Annotated in this window: 14 protein-coding genes; 5 read left to right on the forward strand and 9 right to left on the reverse strand. The window is 72.5% G+C overall.

The features are described 5' to 3' along the window. Positions 1–20: 20 nt before the first annotated feature. From AB0C01_RS19320 to ettA, 3 genes are read right to left on the reverse strand one after another with little or no spacing between them, the layout of a single operon-like run. Positions 21–752 (reverse strand): hypothetical protein, encoded by a 732-nt coding sequence (locus tag AB0C01_RS19320; RefSeq protein WP_357254624.1) that lies wholly within the window; start codon positions 750–752, stop codon positions 21–23. Continuing rightward, entirely contained in the window at positions 749–1,195 is a 447-nt protein-coding gene (locus AB0C01_RS19325) for a thioesterase family protein (RefSeq protein WP_357254626.1), read from the reverse strand. Before AB0C01_RS19325 ends, AB0C01_RS19320 begins: the two co-directional genes overlap by 4 nt. A 12-nt stretch (positions 1,196–1,207) precedes the next feature. Continuing rightward, complete coding sequence (gene ettA / locus AB0C01_RS19330; protein ID WP_357254771.1) at positions 1,208–2,884, reverse strand: energy-dependent translational throttle protein EttA; 1,677 nt, start codon at positions 2,882–2,884, stop codon at positions 1,208–1,210. Between the two features lie 426 nt (positions 2,885–3,310). On the opposite strand from ettA, the gene AB0C01_RS19335 reads away from it, so the two are divergent. Both AB0C01_RS19335 and otsB read left to right on the forward strand, forming a co-directional pair. Next, positions 3,311–4,711, forward strand: a complete 1,401-nt coding sequence (locus AB0C01_RS19335; protein WP_357571759.1) for a trehalose-6-phosphate synthase — start codon at positions 3,311–3,313, stop codon at positions 4,709–4,711. Positions 4,712–4,752: 41 nt separating this feature from the next. Further along, complete coding sequence (gene otsB, locus AB0C01_RS19340) at positions 4,753–7,317, forward strand: trehalose-phosphatase (protein ID WP_357571885.1); 2,565 nt, start codon at positions 4,753–4,755, stop codon at positions 7,315–7,317. A 52-nt stretch (positions 7,318–7,369) separates the two neighbouring features. Here the strand turns inward: otsB and AB0C01_RS19345 are convergent, their stop codons facing one another. The 4 genes from AB0C01_RS19345 to cobC form a co-directional block, all read right to left on the reverse strand. Then, entirely contained in the window at positions 7,370–8,656 is a 1,287-nt protein-coding gene (locus AB0C01_RS19345) for a hypothetical protein (protein ID WP_357571760.1), read from the reverse strand. A gap of 247 nt (positions 8,657–8,903) precedes the next feature. After that, positions 8,904–10,199 (reverse strand): uroporphyrinogen-III C-methyltransferase, encoded by a 1,296-nt coding sequence (cobA, locus tag AB0C01_RS19350; protein ID WP_357571761.1) that lies wholly within the window; start codon positions 10,197–10,199, stop codon positions 8,904–8,906. 40 nt (positions 10,200–10,239) lie between these two features. Then, positions 10,240–11,325, reverse strand: coding sequence for a nicotinate-nucleotide--dimethylbenzimidazole phosphoribosyltransferase (gene cobT / locus AB0C01_RS19355; protein ID WP_357571886.1), 1,086 nt, complete (start codon positions 11,323–11,325; stop codon positions 10,240–10,242). Then, entirely contained in the window at positions 11,325–12,410 is a 1,086-nt protein-coding gene (gene cobC, locus AB0C01_RS19360) for an Rv2231c family pyridoxal phosphate-dependent protein CobC (protein ID WP_357254631.1), read from the reverse strand. Before cobC ends, cobT begins: the two co-directional genes overlap by 1 nt. 109 nt (positions 12,411–12,519) lie before the next feature. Between cobC and AB0C01_RS19365 the strand changes: the two genes are divergently transcribed. Next, positions 12,520–14,649, forward strand: a complete 2,130-nt coding sequence (locus AB0C01_RS19365) for a transglycosylase domain-containing protein (RefSeq protein WP_357254633.1) — start codon at positions 12,520–12,522, stop codon at positions 14,647–14,649. A 33-nt stretch (positions 14,650–14,682) separates the two neighbouring features. Here AB0C01_RS19365 and AB0C01_RS19370 read toward each other — a convergent pair whose 3' ends face one another. Beyond that, the gene (locus AB0C01_RS19370; RefSeq protein WP_357254634.1) at positions 14,683–16,086 is read right to left on the reverse strand and encodes a cobyrinate a,c-diamide synthase; all 1,404 of its coding nucleotides are present in this window, start codon (positions 16,084–16,086) and stop codon (positions 14,683–14,685) included. Positions 16,087–16,257: 171 nt separating this feature from the next. Between AB0C01_RS19370 and AB0C01_RS19375 the strand changes: the two genes are divergently transcribed. Continuing rightward, positions 16,258–17,079, forward strand: a complete 822-nt coding sequence (locus AB0C01_RS19375; protein WP_357254636.1) for an SURF1 family protein — start codon at positions 16,258–16,260, stop codon at positions 17,077–17,079. 123 nt (positions 17,080–17,202) lie between these two features. After that, positions 17,203–17,883, forward strand: a complete 681-nt coding sequence (locus tag AB0C01_RS19380; protein ID WP_357254638.1) for a hypothetical protein — start codon at positions 17,203–17,205, stop codon at positions 17,881–17,883. Between the two features lie 10 nt (positions 17,884–17,893). Here the strand turns inward: AB0C01_RS19380 and AB0C01_RS19385 are convergent, their stop codons facing one another. Further along, positions 17,894–19,486 carry an ATP-dependent DNA ligase gene (locus AB0C01_RS19385; RefSeq protein ID WP_357254776.1) on the reverse strand — a complete coding sequence of 531 codons (1,593 nt, stop codon included), beginning with the start codon at positions 19,484–19,486 and terminating at the stop codon, positions 17,894–17,896. Between the last annotated feature and the right edge of the window lie 42 nt (positions 19,487–19,528).

The raw sequence follows: 19,528 nt of genomic DNA on the forward strand, positions 1-19,528 counted from the left end.
CCCAGAAGAATGAGCAGGGGTCATCCGTTCGGAGGAGCACCGAGGGGTTTCACCGCAAGATCCGTGGCCGTCTGCAACCATGCCGCTCCGTATGGTCCCGCCAGACCAACCCACCGTCCCGCCACCCGGACCTGAACGGCCGCCTCGTCGTGGCCCGTGGCCGGACCGTCGGCGGCACCGAGGAAGCCCATCCGGACCACCCCCTGCACCAGGCGCTGCGACACCTCGACCGGCGCGGCGGGCGGCCCGTCCGGCGTGACCAGCACCGCCACGTGGTCGAGCAGCGCGTCCCGCAGCGCCCGCTGGCCCACCGCGCGGCCGGCCACGCCCTGCTCGCTCGCCGTGCGCAGCGTGCCCGCCGCGGCGTCCGCGATCCGCCGCAGCTCGGCGACGGGCAGCGCCTCCACCGTCCGGCTGCGCGCCGGGGGCAGCGGCCACCGCCACTGCGCGTCCCGGCGGACCGGCCGGGACGTACCACCGCGTTCCAGCTCGGCGAGCAGCTCCGCGCCAGCCACCGTGACGTCCTCGACGCTGCCGTCGGCCGGCTCAGCAGCCACCGTCCGGACCACCAGAACCTGCCACGGCAGACGGGCCCAGAGGGCGACCCGACCGGGCACACCGGCCGGCCGCAACCGGACCGGCGCGGCCCGATCCAGCCGCACCAGCCGGGCCAGGAAGGCACCCGCGTCGGCCACCCCGGCCACACCGTGTGTCGGGGTGGCCGCCGCCCGGCCCGTGCCCGACCCGTTCACACCAGGCCGCCCTGCGGTGCGTAGGTGAGCAGGAAGTCCCGCTCCTCGGTGGTGATCCGGCGGGGCACCTGGCGGGTCAGGTCGAACGGCACCAGCACCGAGCGCGCCCGGCTGGCCAGCACCTCACCGTCGTACAGCTCGTAGGCGACGGTGAACCGGGAGGCCCGGATCTCCTCCACCCACAGCTCGATGCGGACGGTGGGCGCGGCCTCCGCGGTGGCCCGACCCAGCGAGTAGTCGACCGGGCGCAGGTAGTCGACCTCGTGCCGACGGATCACCACCCCGTCGGCGAACGAGCCAACCCCCCAGGCCCGGCCGCCGGCGAACATCAACGCCACCCGCGCCTCCTCGTACAGGGTGAGGAAGCGCGAGTTGTTGATGTGGCCGTACGCGTCCAGGTCGGACCAGCGCAGCGTGCAGTGGTAGACGAACCGGTCAGACACCTTCTCGGCCGGTCAGTCGCGGGTCAGCTTGCGGTAGGTCACCCGGTGTGGCCGGGCAGCCTCCGCGCCGAGGCGGTCGATCTTGTTCTTCTCGTACGCCTCGAAGTTGCCCTCGAACCAGAACCACCGCGACGGGTCCTGGTCGTCGCCCTCCCAGGCCAGGATGTGCGTGGCCACCCGGTCCAGGAACATCCGGTCGTGCGAGATGACCACGGCGCAGCCGGGGAACTCCAACAGCGCGTTCTCCAGGCTGGACAGCGTCTCCACGTCCAGGTCGTTCGTCGGCTCGTCGAGCAGGATGACGTTGCCGCCGATCTTCAGGGTCAGCGCCAGGTTGAGCCGGTTGCGCTCACCGCCGGAGAGCACCTTCGTCGGCTTCTGCTGGTCCGGTCCCTTGAAGCCGAACGCGGCGATGTACGCCCGCGACGGCATCTCGACCTTGCCCACCATCAGGTAGTCCAGCCCGTCGGAGACGACCTCCCAGACGGTCTTGTCACCGTTGAGGCCCTCGCGGTTCTGGTCGACGTACGACAGCGAGACGGTGGGGCCGACCCGGACCTGGCCGCCGGTCGGCTCCTCCAGCCCGACGATGGTCTTGAACAGCGTGGTCTTGCCGACGCCGTTGGGGCCGATGATGCCGACGATGCCGTTGCGCGGCAGCGAGAACGACAGGTTGTCGATCAACAGCCGGTCGCCGAAGCCCTTGCTGAGGTCGACCGCCTCGATCACCGTGCTGCCCAGACGCGGGCCCGGCGGGATCTGGATCTCCTCGAAGTCCAGCTTGCGGGTCTTCTCCGCCTCGTTGGCCATCTCGTCGTACCGGTCCAGGCGGGCCTTGGACTTGGTCTGCCGGGCCTTGGCGTTGGAGCGGACCCACTCCAGCTCCTCGGTGAGGCGCTTCTTCATCTTGGCGTCGCGGCGACCCTCGACGGCCAGCCGGGCGGCCTTCTTCTCCAGGTAGGTGGAGTAGTTGCCCTCGTAGCCGATGGCCCGGCCACGGTCCAGCTCCAGGATCCAGCCGGCCACGTTGTCGAGGAAGTACCGGTCGTGGGTGATCGCCATGACGGTGCCGGCGTACTTGGCCAGGTGCTGCTCCAGCCAGGAGACGCTCTCCGCGTCCAGGTGGTTGGTGGGCTCGTCGAGCAGCAGCAGGTCGGGCGCCTCCAGCAGCAGCTTGCAGAGCGCGACCCGGCGGCGCTCACCACCGGAGAGCTGGGTCACGTCGGCGTCCGGCGGCGGGCAGCGCAGGGCGTCCATGGCCAGTTCGAGCTTGGAGTCGATGTCCCAGGCGTCGAGGTGGTCCAGCTCCTCCTGGAGCTTGCCCATCTCCTCCATCAGCTCGTCGGAGTAGTCGGTCGCCATCTGCTCGGCGATCTTGTTGAATCGCTCCAGCTTGGCCTTGGTCTCGGCAACCGCCTCCTCGACGTTGCCGAGCACGGTCTTGGCGTCGTTGAGTGGAGGCTCCTGGGCGAGCATGCCGACGGTGTAGCCGGGCATGAGCCGGGCCTCGCCGTTGCTCGGCTTGTCCAGTCCTGCCATGATCTTGAGGAGGCTGGACTTACCGGCGCCGTTCGGACCGAGGACACCGATCTTGGCTCCCGGCAGGAAGCTCAACGTCACGTTGTCGAGCACGACCTTGTCGCCGTGCGCCTTGCGGGCCTTTTCCAGGACGTAGATGTACTGGGCCACGGTGCGGGCTACCTCCGTCGGTTGCTGTCGCTGATCGGCGGCGCGGCGCGGGCCGAGAGATCCGCCCGCCGCCGCCGGCCGGGAGCCGGCCACGCGCACGCCATCGTCAATCCTGACAGGTACGCCGCGCTTCGCCCACATCACCCCGCCCCAGGAGTACGCCGAGAGCCCCGCCAGCCCATGATCCACTCGACTTTATGAAAATCGGGCCGTCCCCCGCGCCTGGATACCCCGAATTCACGAAACCGGAGTCGATCACCCCCCGCCGATCATCGACCTCTGATCGACGGGCTGTCGACAAGATCACCCTGGGGATTTCGGCGCGTACGGGGCGGGTAGGAGACTCCGGCACGGGGCACAAGTAGCCGCAGCTACGCTCAGTACGCTCATCGCGGTGGACCCGTCAGTACCCGGAGGTGGCCGATCGTGACCGTCCGTAGCTCCTTTGTCGTAGTGGCGAACCGTCTGCCGGTCGACGAGGTGAGCACTCCCGAGGGCCGACAGTGGCGACGCAGCCCTGGCGGGCTGGTCACCGCGCTGCACCCCGTGCTCGCCGAACACCAGGGCACCTGGGTCGGCTGGGCCGGTGGCACCGGTGCCGCCCCCGAACCGTTCGACCTGGAGGGGATCCGGCTGCACCCGGTCCCGCTCAGCGCCGAGGAGCTGGAGCGCTACTACGAGGGCCAGTCCAACGCGACGATCTGGCCGCTCTACCACGACGCGGTCGAGACACCGGCCTACAAGCGCCGCTGGCGGGAGGCGTACCGCCTGGTCAACGCCCGGTTCGCGGAGGCCGCCGCGGAGGTGGCGGCCGAGGGCGCGACGGTCTGGGTGCAGGACTACCAGCTTCAGTTGGTCCCGGCGATGCTCCGTGAGCTGCGCCCGGACCTGCGGATCGGGTTCTTCCTGCACATCCCGTTCCCGCCGATCGAGCTGTTCATGCAGATGCCGTTCCGCACCGAGATCCTGCGCGGCCTGCTCGGCGCCGACCTGGTCGGCTTCCAGCAGCGGCTGGCCGCGCAGAACTTCGTCCGGCTGGCCCGGCACCTGCTCGGGCTGCGCTACGAGGGGCAGATGATCCAGGTCGACGGTCGGCAGGTGAAGGCGGGTGCCTTCCCCATCTCGATCGACACCCAGGAGATGGAGCGGATGGCCGCCGACCCGGCGATCCAGGCTCGGGCCAAGCAGATCCGCGCCGAGTTGGGCGATCCGAAGACGATAATCCTGGGCGTGGACCGGCTGGATTACACCAAGGGCATCGAGTTGCGACTCAAGGCCTTCCGCGAGCTACTTGCTGACGGAAAGTTGACAGTTCCCGACGCGGTTATGGTGCAGGTGGCCACGCCCAGCCGCGAGCGCGTCGAGCACTACCAGGCACTTCGGGTCAAGGTCGAGCGCGAGGTTGGCCGGATTAATGGTGAATTCGGCCGAGTCGGCGTGCCGGCCGTGCATTACCTGCATCAGTCGTACAGTCGCAGTGAACTCGCCGCGATGTACGTTGCCGCCGACGTGATGATGGTGACACCGCTACGCGACGGCATGAACCTGGTGGCCAAGGAGTACGTGGCGTCGCGCGCCGACCAGGGTGGCGCGCTCGTGCTCAGTGAGTTCGCCGGCGCCGCAACGGAGCTGCGTCAGGCATTCCTGTGTAACCCGCACGACCCGGACGCGGTCAAGGACGCCCTGCTCCGGGCAGTGCACGTGGAGAAAACCGAGGCACGCCGCCGGATGCGGACAATGCAACGTCACCTGCGTACCCACGACGTGGGCCACTGGGCCAAGTCTTTCCTCTCCGAGCTCGGAGTTCCCGAGGCGGAGGCCGAGTGAACACGACCGTCAACGATGGAGCGGCCACGGCCACCGGGGTGATGGACCCCGAGCTGCGCTCCGCCATCGGCCGGATCGCCCGGGTCCCCCAACTCCTGGTCGCCTGCGACTACGACGGCACACTGGCGCCGATCGTGGAGGACCCCAGCACCGCCGTACCACTGCCCGAGTCGGTGGCCGCGGTCCGCGCGCTCGCCGCGCTGCCGCAGACGACCGTGGCGGTCGTCTCCGGCCGGGCGCTGCGCGACCTGGCCGCGCTGTCCCGGCTGCCCAGCGAGGTGCACCTCGTCGGCAGCCACGGCTCCGAGTTCGACATCGGCTTCGTCGAGCGGCTCTCCCCCGAGCTGGTCGCGGTGCGCCAGCAGGTACGCAACGCGCTGCGCGACATCGCCTCCGCGCACCCGGGCATCCGGCTGGAGCGCAAGCCGGCAAGCGTCGCCGTGCACACCCGGGGGGTCGACCCGGAGGTCGCCGCCGCCGCCATCGAGGCGGTCCGCAACGGCCCGGCGACCTTCGACGGCGTCACCGTGACCCAGGGCAAGGAGGTCATCGAGCTCTCCGTCGTGGCCACCCACAAGGGCACCGCACTCGACCAACTGCGGACCCAGCTCGCCTCCAGCGCGGTGCTGTTCATCGGCGACGACATCACCGACGAGAACGCGTTCGGCCACCTGCACGGTCCGGACCTCGGCATCAAGATCGGCTCCGGGGACACCAAGGCCAGCTACCGGGTCGCCGACCCGCTGGAGGCCGCCCGCGCGCTGGCGCTGCTGCTGGAGACCCGTCGACACTGGCTGTTCGGCGAGCGGGCCGTGCCGATCGAGCGGCACTCCATGCTGGCCAACGGTCGTACCGTCGCTCTGCTCACCCCCGAAGCCAAGGTCAGCTGGCTCTGCCACCCCAAGCCGGACTCGGCGGCGATCTTCGCCGACCTGGTCGGTGGCAGCCCGGCCGGTCACTTCAGCGTCGCCCCGGAACGCGGCGGCATCCCGCTGGGTCAGCGCTACCGCTCCGGCACGATGACCGTGGAGACCCGCTGGTCCGGGCTCACCGTCACCGACTGGCTGGACAAGCCGGCCCGGGAGACCACTCCGAACGACAGCCCCGCGGTCATCACCGGCGACTCGACCCTGATCCGGGTGCTCACCGGCAGTGGCAAGGCCCGGGTGGAGTTCGCGCCGAGGCCGGAGTTCGGTCAGGTCGCCGTGCAGTTGCAGCCGCTCGGCGACGGCCTGCTGGTGCTCGGCTCCAACGAACCTGTCGCGCTCTACGCCCCCGGCGTGGAGTGGGAGGTCGGCAACGACGGCGGGTACGAGACCGCCAAGGCGATCGTCGACCTCTCCGCCGCCGGTGGGCAGGTCGTGCTGGAGTTGCGCTTCGGCACGCACAGCCTGGAACACCACCGGGTGCCGATCCACGAGCGGCAGGCTGCGGCCGAGCAGCCGTGGAAGGACTGGGTGGCCTCACTTCGGCTGCCGTCCACCGCCCGTGACCTGGTCGCGCGCAGCGCCCTCACCCTGCGCGGGCTCTGCCACGAGGCCACCGGCTCGATCCTGGCCGCGGCGACCACCTCGCTCCCCGAGGAGCTGGGCGGCGTCCGCAACTGGGACTACCGCTACTGCTGGCTGCGCGACGCCGCGCTGACCGCCCGCGCACTCGTCGACCTGGGCTCCGTCGAGGAGGCCGAGGCGCTGCTGCGCTGGGTGGACGGCTGCATCGAGCGCACCGGCGGCCACCCGGAGCGACTGCACCCGCTCTACACCATCGACGGGTACGAGCTGGGTGCCGAAGCGGTCATCGACACGCTGCCCGGGTACGCCGGCTCCCGGCCGGTCCGGGTCGGCAACCTCGCCAACCACCAGCTCCAACTCGACGTCTTCGGCCCGATCGCCGACCTGATCGCGGCCGTCGCCGACGCTCGCGGCTCGGTCCGCGAGGACGAGTGGCGGGTCCTGGAGAACATGGTCGAGGCGGTCCGTCGCCGTTGGCACGAGCCCGACCACGGCATCTGGGAGGCGCGGCTGCCACCACGGCACCACGTGTTCTCCAAGGTGATGTGCTGGATGACCGTCGACCGGGCGCTGCACGTGATGCGCGAGCACGGCGGCGAGGACCGGCCGGAGTGGAAGGACCTGCGCGACCGGATCGGCGCCAACGTCCTGGAGCAGGGTTGGCACTCCGACGTCGAGGCGTACAGCGTCGCGTACGGGGACGAGGACATGGACGCCTCGTCGCTCTGGATCGGGCTCTCCGGCCTGCTCCCGGGTGACGACCCGCGCTTCCTGTCCACCGTCCTGCGCATCGAGGCGGACCTGCGCAGCGGCCCGGTCGTCTACCGCTACCACTGGGACGACGGCCTGCCCGGCCGGGAGGGCGGCTTCCACATCTGCACGGCGTGGCTGATCGAGGCGTACCTGCGCACCGGCCGCCGCACCGACGCCGAGGAGCTGTTCGCACAGATGGTGCTCACCGCCGGCCCGACCGGGCTGCTCCCGGAGCAGTACGACCCGCTCGCCGAGCGTGGGCTGGGCAACCACCCGCAGGCGTACAGCCACCTCGGACTGATCCGCTGTGCCCTGCTGCTGGACAACATGCTCAAGCAGTAGTTCGACCGCACGCACGACGACGGGGCCGGAGCGCATGCTCCGGCCCCGTCGGTCACTGCGGGTACGGCAGGGCCGGTTGCCACCCGTACAGGCGGACGCCGAGGTCGGTGGGCACCGTCCAGTGCGCGTACGGCAGCACCGCGCTGCTGCCCGTGTGAATCAGGCACAGCAGTGGGGCGTCGCCGGTGTGGTCGAGCGCGAGCTTCGGTTTACGAGCCGCGCCGACGCCACCGAGGCCGAACAGGACAACCGGATCCCGCACCGGCAGCCCCAGTGCCTGCCGGCCGTCACGCCACCCTCGGTACGCCGCGTCCAGCCGCCACGGCGCGAGGTCGGCGAGACCGCGGTAGAGGTTCGCCACCCAGGTCGGGGTGAGTTCGGCGTCGGAGAGCCGGTACGGCACCCCGGCCAGCAACGAGTCGAGCTCCGGATCGGTCTCCACCCCGGCCGTGGTCAGCGCCTCGGGCAACGCGCCACGACGGACCGCCGCGACCGCGGGGGCGGCCTGCTCGACCCGATCGACCTGCCAGCGAAGCCCCACCGGGGTGGTCGCCTGTCGGCGGTCCCACAGCCAGCGGGCGCTGTCCCAGCGGTGCCGCTGGTTGGCCGGGATCAGCTCGTCGACGCCGACGACCAACTCCTCGCCCTCGACCCGTGCGGTGAGCCACCGACCCCGCAGGTGCGGCCGCTGCTCGCCGTAACCGGCCAGTGCGACCACCGCGGACCGCAGGTAGGCACCTGTGTTCCCGCGCGGGAAGTGCCAGCACAACGCGGACCTGTCGAGGGCGTCGAGGTCGGCGGCGGCCTCGTCCGACACCACACCGATCCGGACCTGCGGCGATGCCGCACCGGCTTGGCGGTTGTCGAACTGTCGACGGTCCCGGCGCTGCCGCGTCTCGGCCGGCTCGACCGACGGGCTGACCGAGTACGCCGCCTTCCTCCCGGCCCACCGCAGCACCTCCGCCCCGGCCGCCTGCGGGTCGCCGAAGAGCCGGAAGGCCAGCAGGTCGTGCTCGTCGGACCCGTCGTCCTCGGTCACCTGCAGCTCGTACACCAGGTCTCCGGGCGAGTCCAGGTCGTAGCCGGTGTGCGGGTCCCGGCCGAACTCGTTGCCGACGAGCGAGTCGCCCGGCTGTTGGCGGTAGCCACGGACCACCGTGACCAGGACGGCCCAGGAGCCGTCGGCGGCCGCGCACCGCAGCGTCCGGACCGGAGCAGCGCGCCATCGTGAGGGGAGGTCCTCGAAGGTGGTGGTCAGGCCCGGACCCGCGCACCGCAGCGCGACGGAGTTGAGCAGGTCCGTACGCCACGTCTCGTGCGGGTCCTTCACGGTGAGCATGAGCGACATTGTGTCCACCGCCACCGACAGCCCCGCCCCCGCGTCGGATCAACCAACAGCGACAACGGTCAGGGCCGCGCCGACCGCCAGATCGACCACCGCAGAACACCTTTGCTCTGCTTCAGTCCACGCACCAGAGTTGGCTTCGAAGTGTTGCGCGGGTTGAAGCAGAGCAAAGGGCGCAGAGGGACCACATGGTCCTCTGCCGTGGCACCTCACCCAGGCCCAACCCACCGTGTGCGCCTCCTCAGGCGTCGAGGGCCCCCACCACATCACCCAGCACGACGACGGCCGGCGGCCGCACATCGGCGGCGAGCGCGTCGGTGGCCACCTCGCCGAGCGTGGATCGCAGCACCCGCTGGGCACCCGTCGTGCCTTCCTGCACCACGGCGGCCGGCGTCTGCGGCAGTCGACCGTGGGCGATCAGGGTCTCGCTGATGGCCGCCAGGTTCTTCAGCCCCATCAGGATCACCAGGGTGCCGCGCAGCCCGGCCAGGGCGTCCCAGCGCACCAGCGAGGCCGGTGAGTCGGGCGCCACGTGCCCGGAGACCACTGTGAACTCGTGCGCCACCCCTCGATGGGTCACCGGAATCCCGGCCGCGGAGGGAGCGGCGATCGAGCTGGTCACCCCGGGCACCACGGTCACCGGCACGCCGGCGGCCGCGCAGGCCAGCAACTCCTCGCCGCCGCGCCCGAAGACGTACGGGTCACCGCCCTTGAGCCGCACCACGATCGCACCAGCCAGCGCGCGGTCGACCAGGATCTGGTTGATCTCCTCCTGGGCCCGGGACGGTCCGTAGGGGATCTTCGAGGCGTCCACCAGCTCGACGTCCGGGCGCAACTCGTCGAGGAGCAGCCCGGGCACCAACCGGTCGGCGACCACCACGTCGGCCTCGGTGAGCAGTCGCCAACCCTTCACGGTGATCAGCTCCGGGTCCCCCGGCCCCGCCCCGACCAGCGCCACCCGCCCGACTGGCCGCCCGTCGGCCGCTCCGGCGGCACCGGCTGCACCGGCCGCACGGGTCGCACCGGTCGCAGCGCTCGCACCGTCGGGCCGGCTCTGCGTCGGAGCGATTCCGTCCGGTGCCAGGCGGACGGCGAGGAGGTCGCGGATGGCGTCGCGGACGGTCATCGCCCGGCGCGGGTCACCGCCGCCGAGCACCGCCACGGTGACCGGGCCGTGCCGGGTCACCGCCGGGGTCCAGGCGGTGGCGGCCGTCCGGTCGTCAGCCCGGACGCAGAAGATCCGCCGCTCGGCGGCGACGGCGCTCACCGAGGCCGCCGCCATCGGGTCGTCGATCGCCACCTGGACCAGCCAGGCGCCGTCCAGGTCCTCGGGCAGGAACCGGCGCGGCACCCAGTGCAGCCGCCCCGCGTCGACGCGGGCGCGCAACGCCGGGGTCAGCTCCGGGGCCACCAGCAGGACGTCCGCACCGGCGTCCAGCAGCGCGGGCACCCGCCGGGTGGCGACCGCGCCGCCACCCACCACGACCACCCGCCGCCCGTCGAGCCGCAAACCAAGGGGGTACGGATTGGAGGTCACGCCGCACCTCCGAGGCGGACGGCTCGCTCGCTGCGCGTTGTCACTTCTCCGCCACCCCGGCGGAGTCGAAGGTGGCCACCTCGTGCAGCACCCGAACCGCGCCGGTGACCACCGGCAGCGCCAGCAACGCGCCGGTGCCCTCACCGAGGCGCAACCCCAGGTCGATCAGCGGGTCGAGGCCGAGGTGCCGCAGCGCCGCGGTCGCACCCGGCTCGGCCGAGCGGTGCCCGGCGACCATGGCGCAGACCGCGTCCGGGGCGAACGCGGCGGCAGCCAGTGCGGCCGAGACCGCGATCACGCCGTCCAGCAGCACCGGCGTACGGCGGGCGGCGGCACCCAGGATCAGCCCGGCCAGCGCGGCGTGCTCCAGGCCACCGACGGCGGCCAGCACACCCAGCGGGTCGGCCGGGTCGGGCGCGTGCCGGGCCAGCGCGGCGCGCACCACGGCAACCTTGTGCGCGTAGGTCGGGTCGTCGATGCCGGTGCCCCGCCCGGTGGCGTCGAGCGGGTCGGCGCCGGTGAACGCGGCGATCAGCGTGGCGGCCGGGGTGGTGTTGCCGATGCCCATGTCGCCGGTGAGCAGGATGTCGGCTCCGGCGTCGATCAGCTCGTCGGCGATCCGGATGCCGGTCCGCACCGCCGCCAGCGCCTCGTCCCGGGTGAGTGCGGCGGTCACCGTGAAATCGCGGGTGCCCCGGCGGACCGACGCGACAACCAGCCGAGGCACCGCCGGGTCGAGCACGGAAGCGTCGGCGGGCGGTCCGGCGGGCAGCGGGGTGGCCACCCCGACGTCGACCACGGTGACCGACGCGCCGGCCTGCCGGGCGAACGCGTTGACCACCGCCCCGCCGGCCAGGAAGTTGCCGATCATCTGGCCGGTGACCTCCTGCGGCCAGGGGCTCACCCCCTGGGCGTGCACTCCGTGGTCGCCCGCGAAGATCGCTACCGCGGCCCGCTCGGGCAGCGGTGGCGGGCAGGCCCCGGCCAGGCCGGCGAGGCGTACCGACAGCTCTTCCAGGGCGCCCAGCGAGCCCGCCGGCTTGGTCAGCCGGCCGTGCAGCTCGCGGGCGGCGGCCATGGCCGCGTCGTCCGCCGGGCGGATCGCCGCGATCGTGGTTTCCAGCATCATGCCTCCATGGTCTCGCGCAGCACGTCGACGAACGCGTCGCTGGTGTTCCGGTCCCGTACCGCCACCCGCAGCCAGTCTGGGCCGAGGCCGGGGAAGGTGTCGCCCCGGCGCACCGCCCAGCCGCGCTCACGAAGGGCGGCCCGGATCGCTGTCGCGCCCGGCAGGTGCAGCAGGACGAACGCGCTGGCCGGGCGGCCGACGACGCGTACACCGGGCAGGTCGGCGAGGCGGGCGACCAGGTGGTCGCGGTCGGCGGCGAGATCGGCGGCGATCGCGCGCTCGGCCTGAACCGCGACGTCGGTGGCGCAGGCCGCGGCGGCGGCCAGCGCGGGGGTGGAGACGGCCCAGAGCGGCTGGACGGCGGCCAGCCGGGCCAGCAGGTCCGGTGCCCCGAGCAGGTAGCCGATCCGGAGGCCGGCCAGGCCCCACGTCTTGGTGAGGCTACGCAGGACGAGTAGGCCGGGCAGGTCCCGCCGCTCGGCCAGCGACTCCGGTTCGCCGGGGTGCCCGGGGGCGGTGGTGGTGTCGGCGAACGCCTCGTCGACCACCAGCACCCGGCCGGGGCGGGCCAGCGCGGCCACCGTCCGCGCGGGGTGCAGCACCGACGTCGGGTTCGTGGGGTTGCCGATCATCACCAGGTCGGCGTCGGCGGGCACCCGGGACGGGTCGAGCCGGAAGTCGTCGGCGGCGTCCAGCAGCACCCGCTCGACCGGGTGTCCGGCGGCCCGCAGCGCCGCCTCCGGCTCGGTGAACTGGGGGTGCACCACCACCGGCCGGCGCACCCCGCGCAACGCCTGGGCGATCAGCACGAAGCCCTCGGCGGCGCCGGCGGTGAGCAGCACCTCGTTCGGGTGACGGCGGTGTCGGGCCGCGACCGCCGCCCGGGCCGGCAGCGGATCCGGATAGTGGGCCAACTCGGTCAGGGTCGCGGCGATCGGCCCGGCCAACCAGGCGGGAGCCGGTGCCTGCCGGACGTTGACGGCGAGGTCGATCAGCCCGTCGCCGACCTCCGCGTCGCCGTGGTGCGCGAGGTCCGGCTCGACCCCGGCGGTGGCGGCCACCCCGCTCGGCTGATCAGACATGCCCGCGATCCTGCCGGGAAGGTGGCCGGTGGGACAGTAAGCCGCGTCACCACTCGCCGGTTTAAGAGTTCTTCTCAGGTACGAATCGGAAATGTCATAACTTGGCCATGTGAGTAACCGACCCCTTGCTGCCGCTGGTCGACTCGTTCCTCTTCTCCGCGCCGGACTGATCGCCGGAATCGTGATCGCCGCCGCCGCGTACCCACTCGTCGCCCTCACCGGGCTCGGCGCGAAGGCCACCGCGCACGCCGTGGAGCAGAAGACCAGAGTGCTGACCACCGCCCTGCCCGCCGAGACCTCCTACGTCTACGCCCCGGACGGCAAGACCGTGCTGACCATGTTCTACGAGGAGTACCGGCAGTACACCAAGCTGTCGGACATGTCGCCGAACATCCAGCAGGCGATCATCGCCGCCGAGGACTCGCGCTTCTACCAGCACCACGGTGTCGACCCGAAGGGCGTGGCCCGCGCCTTCGTGTCCAATGCGCGCTCCGGCGGCTCCCAGGGTGCGTCGACCCTGACCATGCAGTACGTCCGGATGGCACTGCGGGACAGCGCGACCACGCCCAAGGAGGTCCAGGAAGCCACCCAGCAGACCAGCCTGCGCAAGGTCAAGGAAATGCGGATGGCGATGGACCTGGAGAAGGAGCTGAGCAAGGAACAGATCATGGAGCGCTACCTCAACTCGGCGTACTTCGGGCACCGGGCGTACGGCATCTACGCGGCCAGCGAGATCTTCTTCTCCAAGACCCCGAAGGACCTCACCCCGGTGGAGGCCGCCACCCTCGCCGGGCTGGTCAAGTCCCCGTCCGAGTACGACCCGGCCGACTCCGACCAGAAGGAGGCCACCGGGCGGCGGGACTACGTGCTGGACCGGATGAGCCAGCTCGGTTACCTCTCCCCCGACTCGGCCGCCGCCGCGAAGGCCGAGCCGATCCGGCTGAAGCTGACCACCCCGCCGCACGACTGCGCGGCGGTGGCGGAGAAGTACAACAGCTGGGGCTTCGCCTGCGACTACCTGAAGAACTGGTGGAGCGCGCAGCCCGCCTTCGGCGCCAACCCGCTGGAACGAATGGACAAGTTGCGCCGGGGCGGCTACCGGATCGTGCTCAGCCTCGACCCGAAGGTCCAGGCGGCGGCGGAGAAGAACGTCGGCAGCAAGGAGGCCACCGGTAGCCCGTTCGCCAACGGGATCGTGGTGTCCGAGCCAGGCACCGGCCGGGTGAAGGCGATGGCGGTGAACCGGACGTACTCGCTGGATCTCAGCGAGAACCCGCAGAGTTCCAACCCCGAGGCCGGGCCGAAGGTGAAGGCCAACTACCCGAACACGGTGGCGCCGCTGCTGGGCGGCGGTGACCTGGCGGGCTACCAGGCCGGGTCGACGTTCAAGATGTTCCCGATGCTGGCCGCGCTGGACTCGGGGATGACGCTCTCCACCTCGTTCAACGCCCCGCACCGCTACCGGTCGCCCGTCTACGACGGCTGGGCGCCCTCCAACGCCAGCGGCGCCATGACCGGCCAGCAGACCATGTGGTCCGGCTTCGGCAAATCGGTGAACACGTACTTCGTGTGGCTGGAGGAGAAGGTCGGCGCGGACCGGGCGGTCCGGTTGGCCGAGCAGCTCGGGCTGCGGTGGCGCACCGACGTCGACCGGGACCACGCGTCCCCGGAGAAGGCGAAGAAGTGGGGCGCGTTCACCCTGGGCGTCTCCGACGCCACCCCGCTGGAGATGGCGAACGCCTACGCCGCCATCGCCGCCGACGGCCGCTACTGCGAGGCGATCCCGGTTCAGGCGATCATGAACCGGGACGGCACACCCGCCACCTACGCCACGCCGGGTGGCCTCCACCGGGAGGTGGCCAAGCCACGCTGCCGGCAGGTGGTGAGTGCGGACGCCGCCCGGGCGGCCACCGACGCCGCCCGCTGCCCGACCGGAGACACCCCGGCGCGCGGTAGCTGCGGCGGCTGGTCCACCGCCGACAGCGTGCGAGGCACGGTCGGACGCCCGGTGGCCGGCAAGACCGGTACGACCGACAGCACCCGGTCCGCCTGGTTCGTCGGCTACACCCCGGAGCTGGCCGCGGCGAGCTTCATCTCCGACCCGGACAATCCGTTCAACGCCGTGGGTGACGGGCAGTCCCAGATCCCGATCAAGGCGGTCTCGGAAACCCTCCGCGACGGCCTGAAGGGCACACCGACCCGCCAGTTCACCCCACCGTCGGACGCGATCGTCGGCTGACCCGACGGCGGCGGCGCACCGCCACCCGAGGAGTCAAGCCGGCACCCCGCCGGACTCCACGGGCACCACCTCGGCCGTCGGGTCGGCCGCCGCGGCGGCGACCAACCGGGCGGCCGTGGCCGGATGACCGGCCCAGTGCAGGGTGAGCTGCGAGGCGTGCACGTTGCGCCAGACGAAGCCCTCCGGCGTGCCGCCCTCCCAGCTCCACGCCGGGCGCTGACCAGCACGGGGGGTGAGCACCGCCCGGTGCGCCTTGTGGCCGACAAGCACCGTGCCGTGGGCGGCGACCACGCTGTCGGTCTGGGCGGTCGCCTCCCGGTAGCCGGCCACCAGGCCGTCCCGACTGACACCGACCGCGTCGAGGACCCCACACATCGGCAGCCCGTCCAGCTCGCGGGCCAGCCAGAGCAGTCCGGCGCCCTCGGCGATCACCGGACGGCCGGTCCGCGCCAACTCGGCCACCGCGATGCAGAGCCGCCGGTTGGCCGACAACTGCTCGGCGTACGCCTCGGGCAACGCGCCGCCGACGACAAGCGCGCGGGTGCCGACCGGCAGCGCCTCGTCGCGCAGCGGGTCGACGACGACGACCTCCGCGCCGGCAGCCCGCAGCAGTTCGGTGGTCTCCGGGTGGCTGAAGCTGCCGCCCGGCCCACCGGCAACCGCCACCAGCGGCCGGTTCGCCGGGGGCGGGAACGCCCCGAGGGCCTCCTCGGGAGACCAGGCCGGTGCCGGCAGCGGCGGGGCCGAGCGGGCCAGCCCGAGAAGCCGTTCCAGATCCACCGTGGCGGCGACGGCCTCGCCCAGCCGGCTGACCGCACGGACGGCGTCGGCCGACCCGTCGACCACCGGCGCCACCCCGTGCCGCCGCGACGGCAGCACCGCCGGCAGGTCCTGGCGACGCAGCGCGCCGTAGACCGGCACCCCCACGTCGTCCAGCGCCTCGCGCAGCATTCCCTCGTGCCGCGACGACGCCACCCGGTTGAGGATCACCCCACCGAGCCACAACTGCTCGTCGTACGAACGGAAACCGTGCACCAGGGCCGCCACCGACTGACCCATCGCGGCCACATCGACAACGAGCACCACCGGGCTGCGCAGCGCGGCTGCCGCGGCGGCGGTGGACTCCTGTTCGGGGCGGCCACCGACCGAGTCGTACAGCCCCATGCTGCCCTGCACCACGGCGAGCCCGGCACCGGCCGCGCCGTGCGCCACCAGCGGTGCGAGCCGGTCGGTGCCGACCAGCCGGGGATCGATCACCCGACCTGGCCGACCGGCGGCCAGACCGAGGTACGCGGCGTCGACGTGGTCCGGCCCGAGCTTGAACCCGGCGACGTCGACCCCACGCTCAGCCAGGGCGGCGAGCAGCCCGATCGCCAGCGCGTTCTTACCGTGCCCGGAGGACGGCGCGCTGAGCACCAGGCGCGGCACGACGGTCATCATCGACTCCTCGCGAGCGGCGGCGGGTACGCGACGGGGACGACCGCGGCCGATCCGTCGGCGTGACGATACCCGCCCCGTTGTCGAGGCGAGCACCGCCAACCGGGGCCGGCGGCGCGGTCGCGGCCCGGTCCAGGTCAGTGGTGCCGGTCATACGGGTAGCCTCGTGCTGTGTACCGGTTCCTGCTGAGCCCACGCTGGCTGGGCGCTCTCGCGCTGACCCTGGTCGCCGCCGCCGTGATGGTGTTCCTCGGCAACTGGCAGCTGGACCGCTACCGGGGGCGTACCGAGGTCAACGAGCGGATCGACGCGGGTCAGCGGATGACCCCGACGCCGCTGTCCGTCGCCCTGCGTGCCCCCACCGGCGGCGCGGGGACGGTCGGCCCCGCGCCGGCCGAGGACAGGGTCTGGAGCCGGGTCACCGTCACCGGCCGTTACGACCCGACGAACACCGTGCTGGTCCGTGGCCGGACGGTGGACAGCCGGGTCGGCTTCGAGGTGCTCACCCCACTGGTGCTCGCGGACGGCACGGCGCTGCTCGTGGATCGGGGTTGGATCCCGCCGGCGCCGGGTGGGGCGACCGCCCAGCCGTCGGTACCCGCCGTGCCGACCGGCGATGTGACGGTGGTCGGTCGGGTGCACGAGACCGAGAGCGGCGCCGGCGCGGTGGCGCGGCGCGACGGGCGACTGGAGATCCGCCGGATCGGTGTGTCACGACTCGCTGGCGAGCTGCCCTACCCCGTCTACGGCGCGTACCTGCTGCTCGACGAGCAGACCCCGGCGGCCGATCCGGTGTTCAAGGCGGTGCCCGTCGGGCACGCCAACAACTGGCAGAACTTCGGCTACGTCGTGCAGTGGTGGCTCTTCGCGGTGATGTCCCTGTTCGGCTACGGCTGGGTGGCGCGCCGGGAGGCCCGCCGCGCCGCCGGGATCGGTGTCACCGCGGCCCCGGTGGACCGCGCCGCCGAGCCGACGCCGAGCGCGACCGCCTGACCGAGGCCCGAGGTCGGCGCGTCGGCGTCGGCGTCGGCGTCCCAAACAGACACTCGGGGGCATGCGGGACGACAGGGCAGCCGGTAGCCTGCGCCACGTGACGATCCCGTGTTGGAGGTCTCGGTGAGTTCGGATCCCACGGCCGCGCAGCCGGAGCCGGTGACCCAACCGCAACCGCCGATCGATCCGTGGACCGCCGCGTCGTCGACCGAGCCGCTGCCGACCACCCCGCCGACGACACCCTTCCCGAGCGTGCCGCCGCAGGCCACACCGCCGTTTTCGGCGCCGCCGTATCCGGCGCAGCCGTCATCGTTCTCGTCGCCGCCCGCGACGCCGTTCTCCGGCCCGCCCGCGCAGCACGCGACGCCGCCCGGCGGGGCGTGGCCGGCGGCCGGGCCGTACCCTCCGTCGCCGGTGTCGGCGCACCCGGCGGCGCTCGCGTTCGGCGGGCCGGAGGTGGTCGCGGTGCAGATCGCCGAGATCGCGGTCTGCCCGCCGGTCATCCGCACGCCCACCGGAGTGCTGCCGTTGGCCGGTGCCACCTGGCACGTGGCCGACTACTGGCAGCGCGAGGAGAAGGTGGCGACCTGGGCGCTGGTCTGCGCCATCGTCGGGTTCTTCTGCCTGTTCGTCTTGAGTCTGCTGTTCCTGCTGGTCAAGGAGACCCGGCACCACGGCACGGTGCAGGTGACGGTCACCAACGGCCCGCAGCAGTACGTGGCCCGGATTCCGGTCGCCGATCAGGCTCAGGTGGCGCACATCAACAACCAGGTGAACTACGCGAGGTCGTTGTCCGGAAGGTGACCCGGGCCGGTCAGCCGACGGGACGGCCGGTGTGGATGGCGCGGACCGCGTCGATGGTGTCCGCCTCGGCGGCGGACTTGTCGTCGCGGTACCGCACGACCCGGGCGAACCGCAGCGCCATCCCCCCGGGATAGCGCGAGCTGGTCTGCACCCCGTCGAAGGCGATCTCCACCACCTGCTCGGGGCGGACCCGCACCACCCAGTCGCCGCGCTCCACGGCGAGGTCGAGGAAACGCTCGGTCTGCCAGCGCAGCAACTCGTCGGTGAGCCCCTTGAACGTCTTGCCGAGCATGACGAAGCCACCCGTCTGCGGGTCGCGCGCACCCAGATGCAGGTTGGACAGCCAGCCCTTGCGCCGCCCGCTGCCCCACTCGACGGCGAGCACCACCAGGTCGAGGGTGTGCCGGGGCTTGACCTTGACCCAGGCGGCACCGCGCCGGCCGGCGTCGTAGGGGGCATCCGGCGCCTTGACCACCACGCCCTCCTGCCCGGCGTCGAGCGCGGCGGCGAACGCGGCGGCGGCCTGCTCCGGGCCGTCGACCTCCATCCGCCCGACCAGCAGCGACGAATCCACCGCACCGGCGAGGGCGGCCCACCGTTCGCGGCCGGGCAGGTCGATCAGATCTTGACCGTCGAGGTGCAGCAGGTCGAAGAAGTACGGAGTGAGCACCGTCGCGCCCGTGCTGGCGGCGGCCGCGAGCACCGCCGGGGCGACAGGTGTGCGCCCGGTGGTGCTCGGGGTGGTGCGGCGGGCGGCCCGGCTCGATGTCTGCTGGAACGGCAGTGGTCGCCCGGTCTCGTCGAGACCGATCGCCTCCCCGTCGAGCACCAACTCCCGCCCCGGCAGGGACCGGACCGCGGCGACCACCTCGGGCACCCGGGCGGTGATCTCGTCGAGGCTGCGGGTGAAGACGGCGATGTCCGCGCCGGAGCGGTGCACCTGGATGCGGATGCCGTCGAGCTTCACGTCGACCACCGCCGGCGTGCCCGTCGCGGCGAGCGCCTCGTCGACCGAGGGGGCGCTCTGCGCGAGCATCGGCGCCAACGGTCGGCCGACCCGCAGGCCGAAGCCGGCCAGCTCGGCAGCTCCTCCGGCCAGCGCGGCCACCGCCACGGCGCGCAGGTCACCGGCGAGCAGCAGCGCCCGACGGACCGCGGCCACCGGCACGTCGGCGGCCCGCGCCACCGCGTCGGCGAGAAGACCGGCCTGGGCGCCCTGCCGCAGCTCGCCACTGAACAGACCGGTGAGCAGACGCTGCTCGTCGGCCGTCGCCGCCGCGTAGAGGGCACCGAGCAGCGCCCGACGCCGAGTCTGTGAACCGGTGCCGTGCACCGCGGCGATCTGCGCGATGGCCGCGTCGACGGCGGCCACGGTCAGCGTCGGCTCGGCGGCCGGTGGCGGCAGGTCACGAAGGCTCGCATAGCCCACCCCGGTCTGCCGTTGGCGCAGCTCACCCGCGAGGTAGCCGGCACCGGGCTCGACCTCGGCCGGGTCGAGCCGGCGCAACGCGTCAGCGAGCAGCTCCACCTTGGCCCGTCGGCCGCTGGTGGCGCCGACGGCCGCGGACGTCGCTGCCAGATCGAGGAACCGCACGCCGCCCATCCTGCCAGTCACCTCCGACACCGCCCGGGCATTGCCGTGCCC

Source organism: Micromonospora sp. NPDC048905 (assembly GCF_040649655.1).
Lineage (GTDB): Bacteria > Actinomycetota > Actinomycetes > Mycobacteriales > Micromonosporaceae > Micromonospora.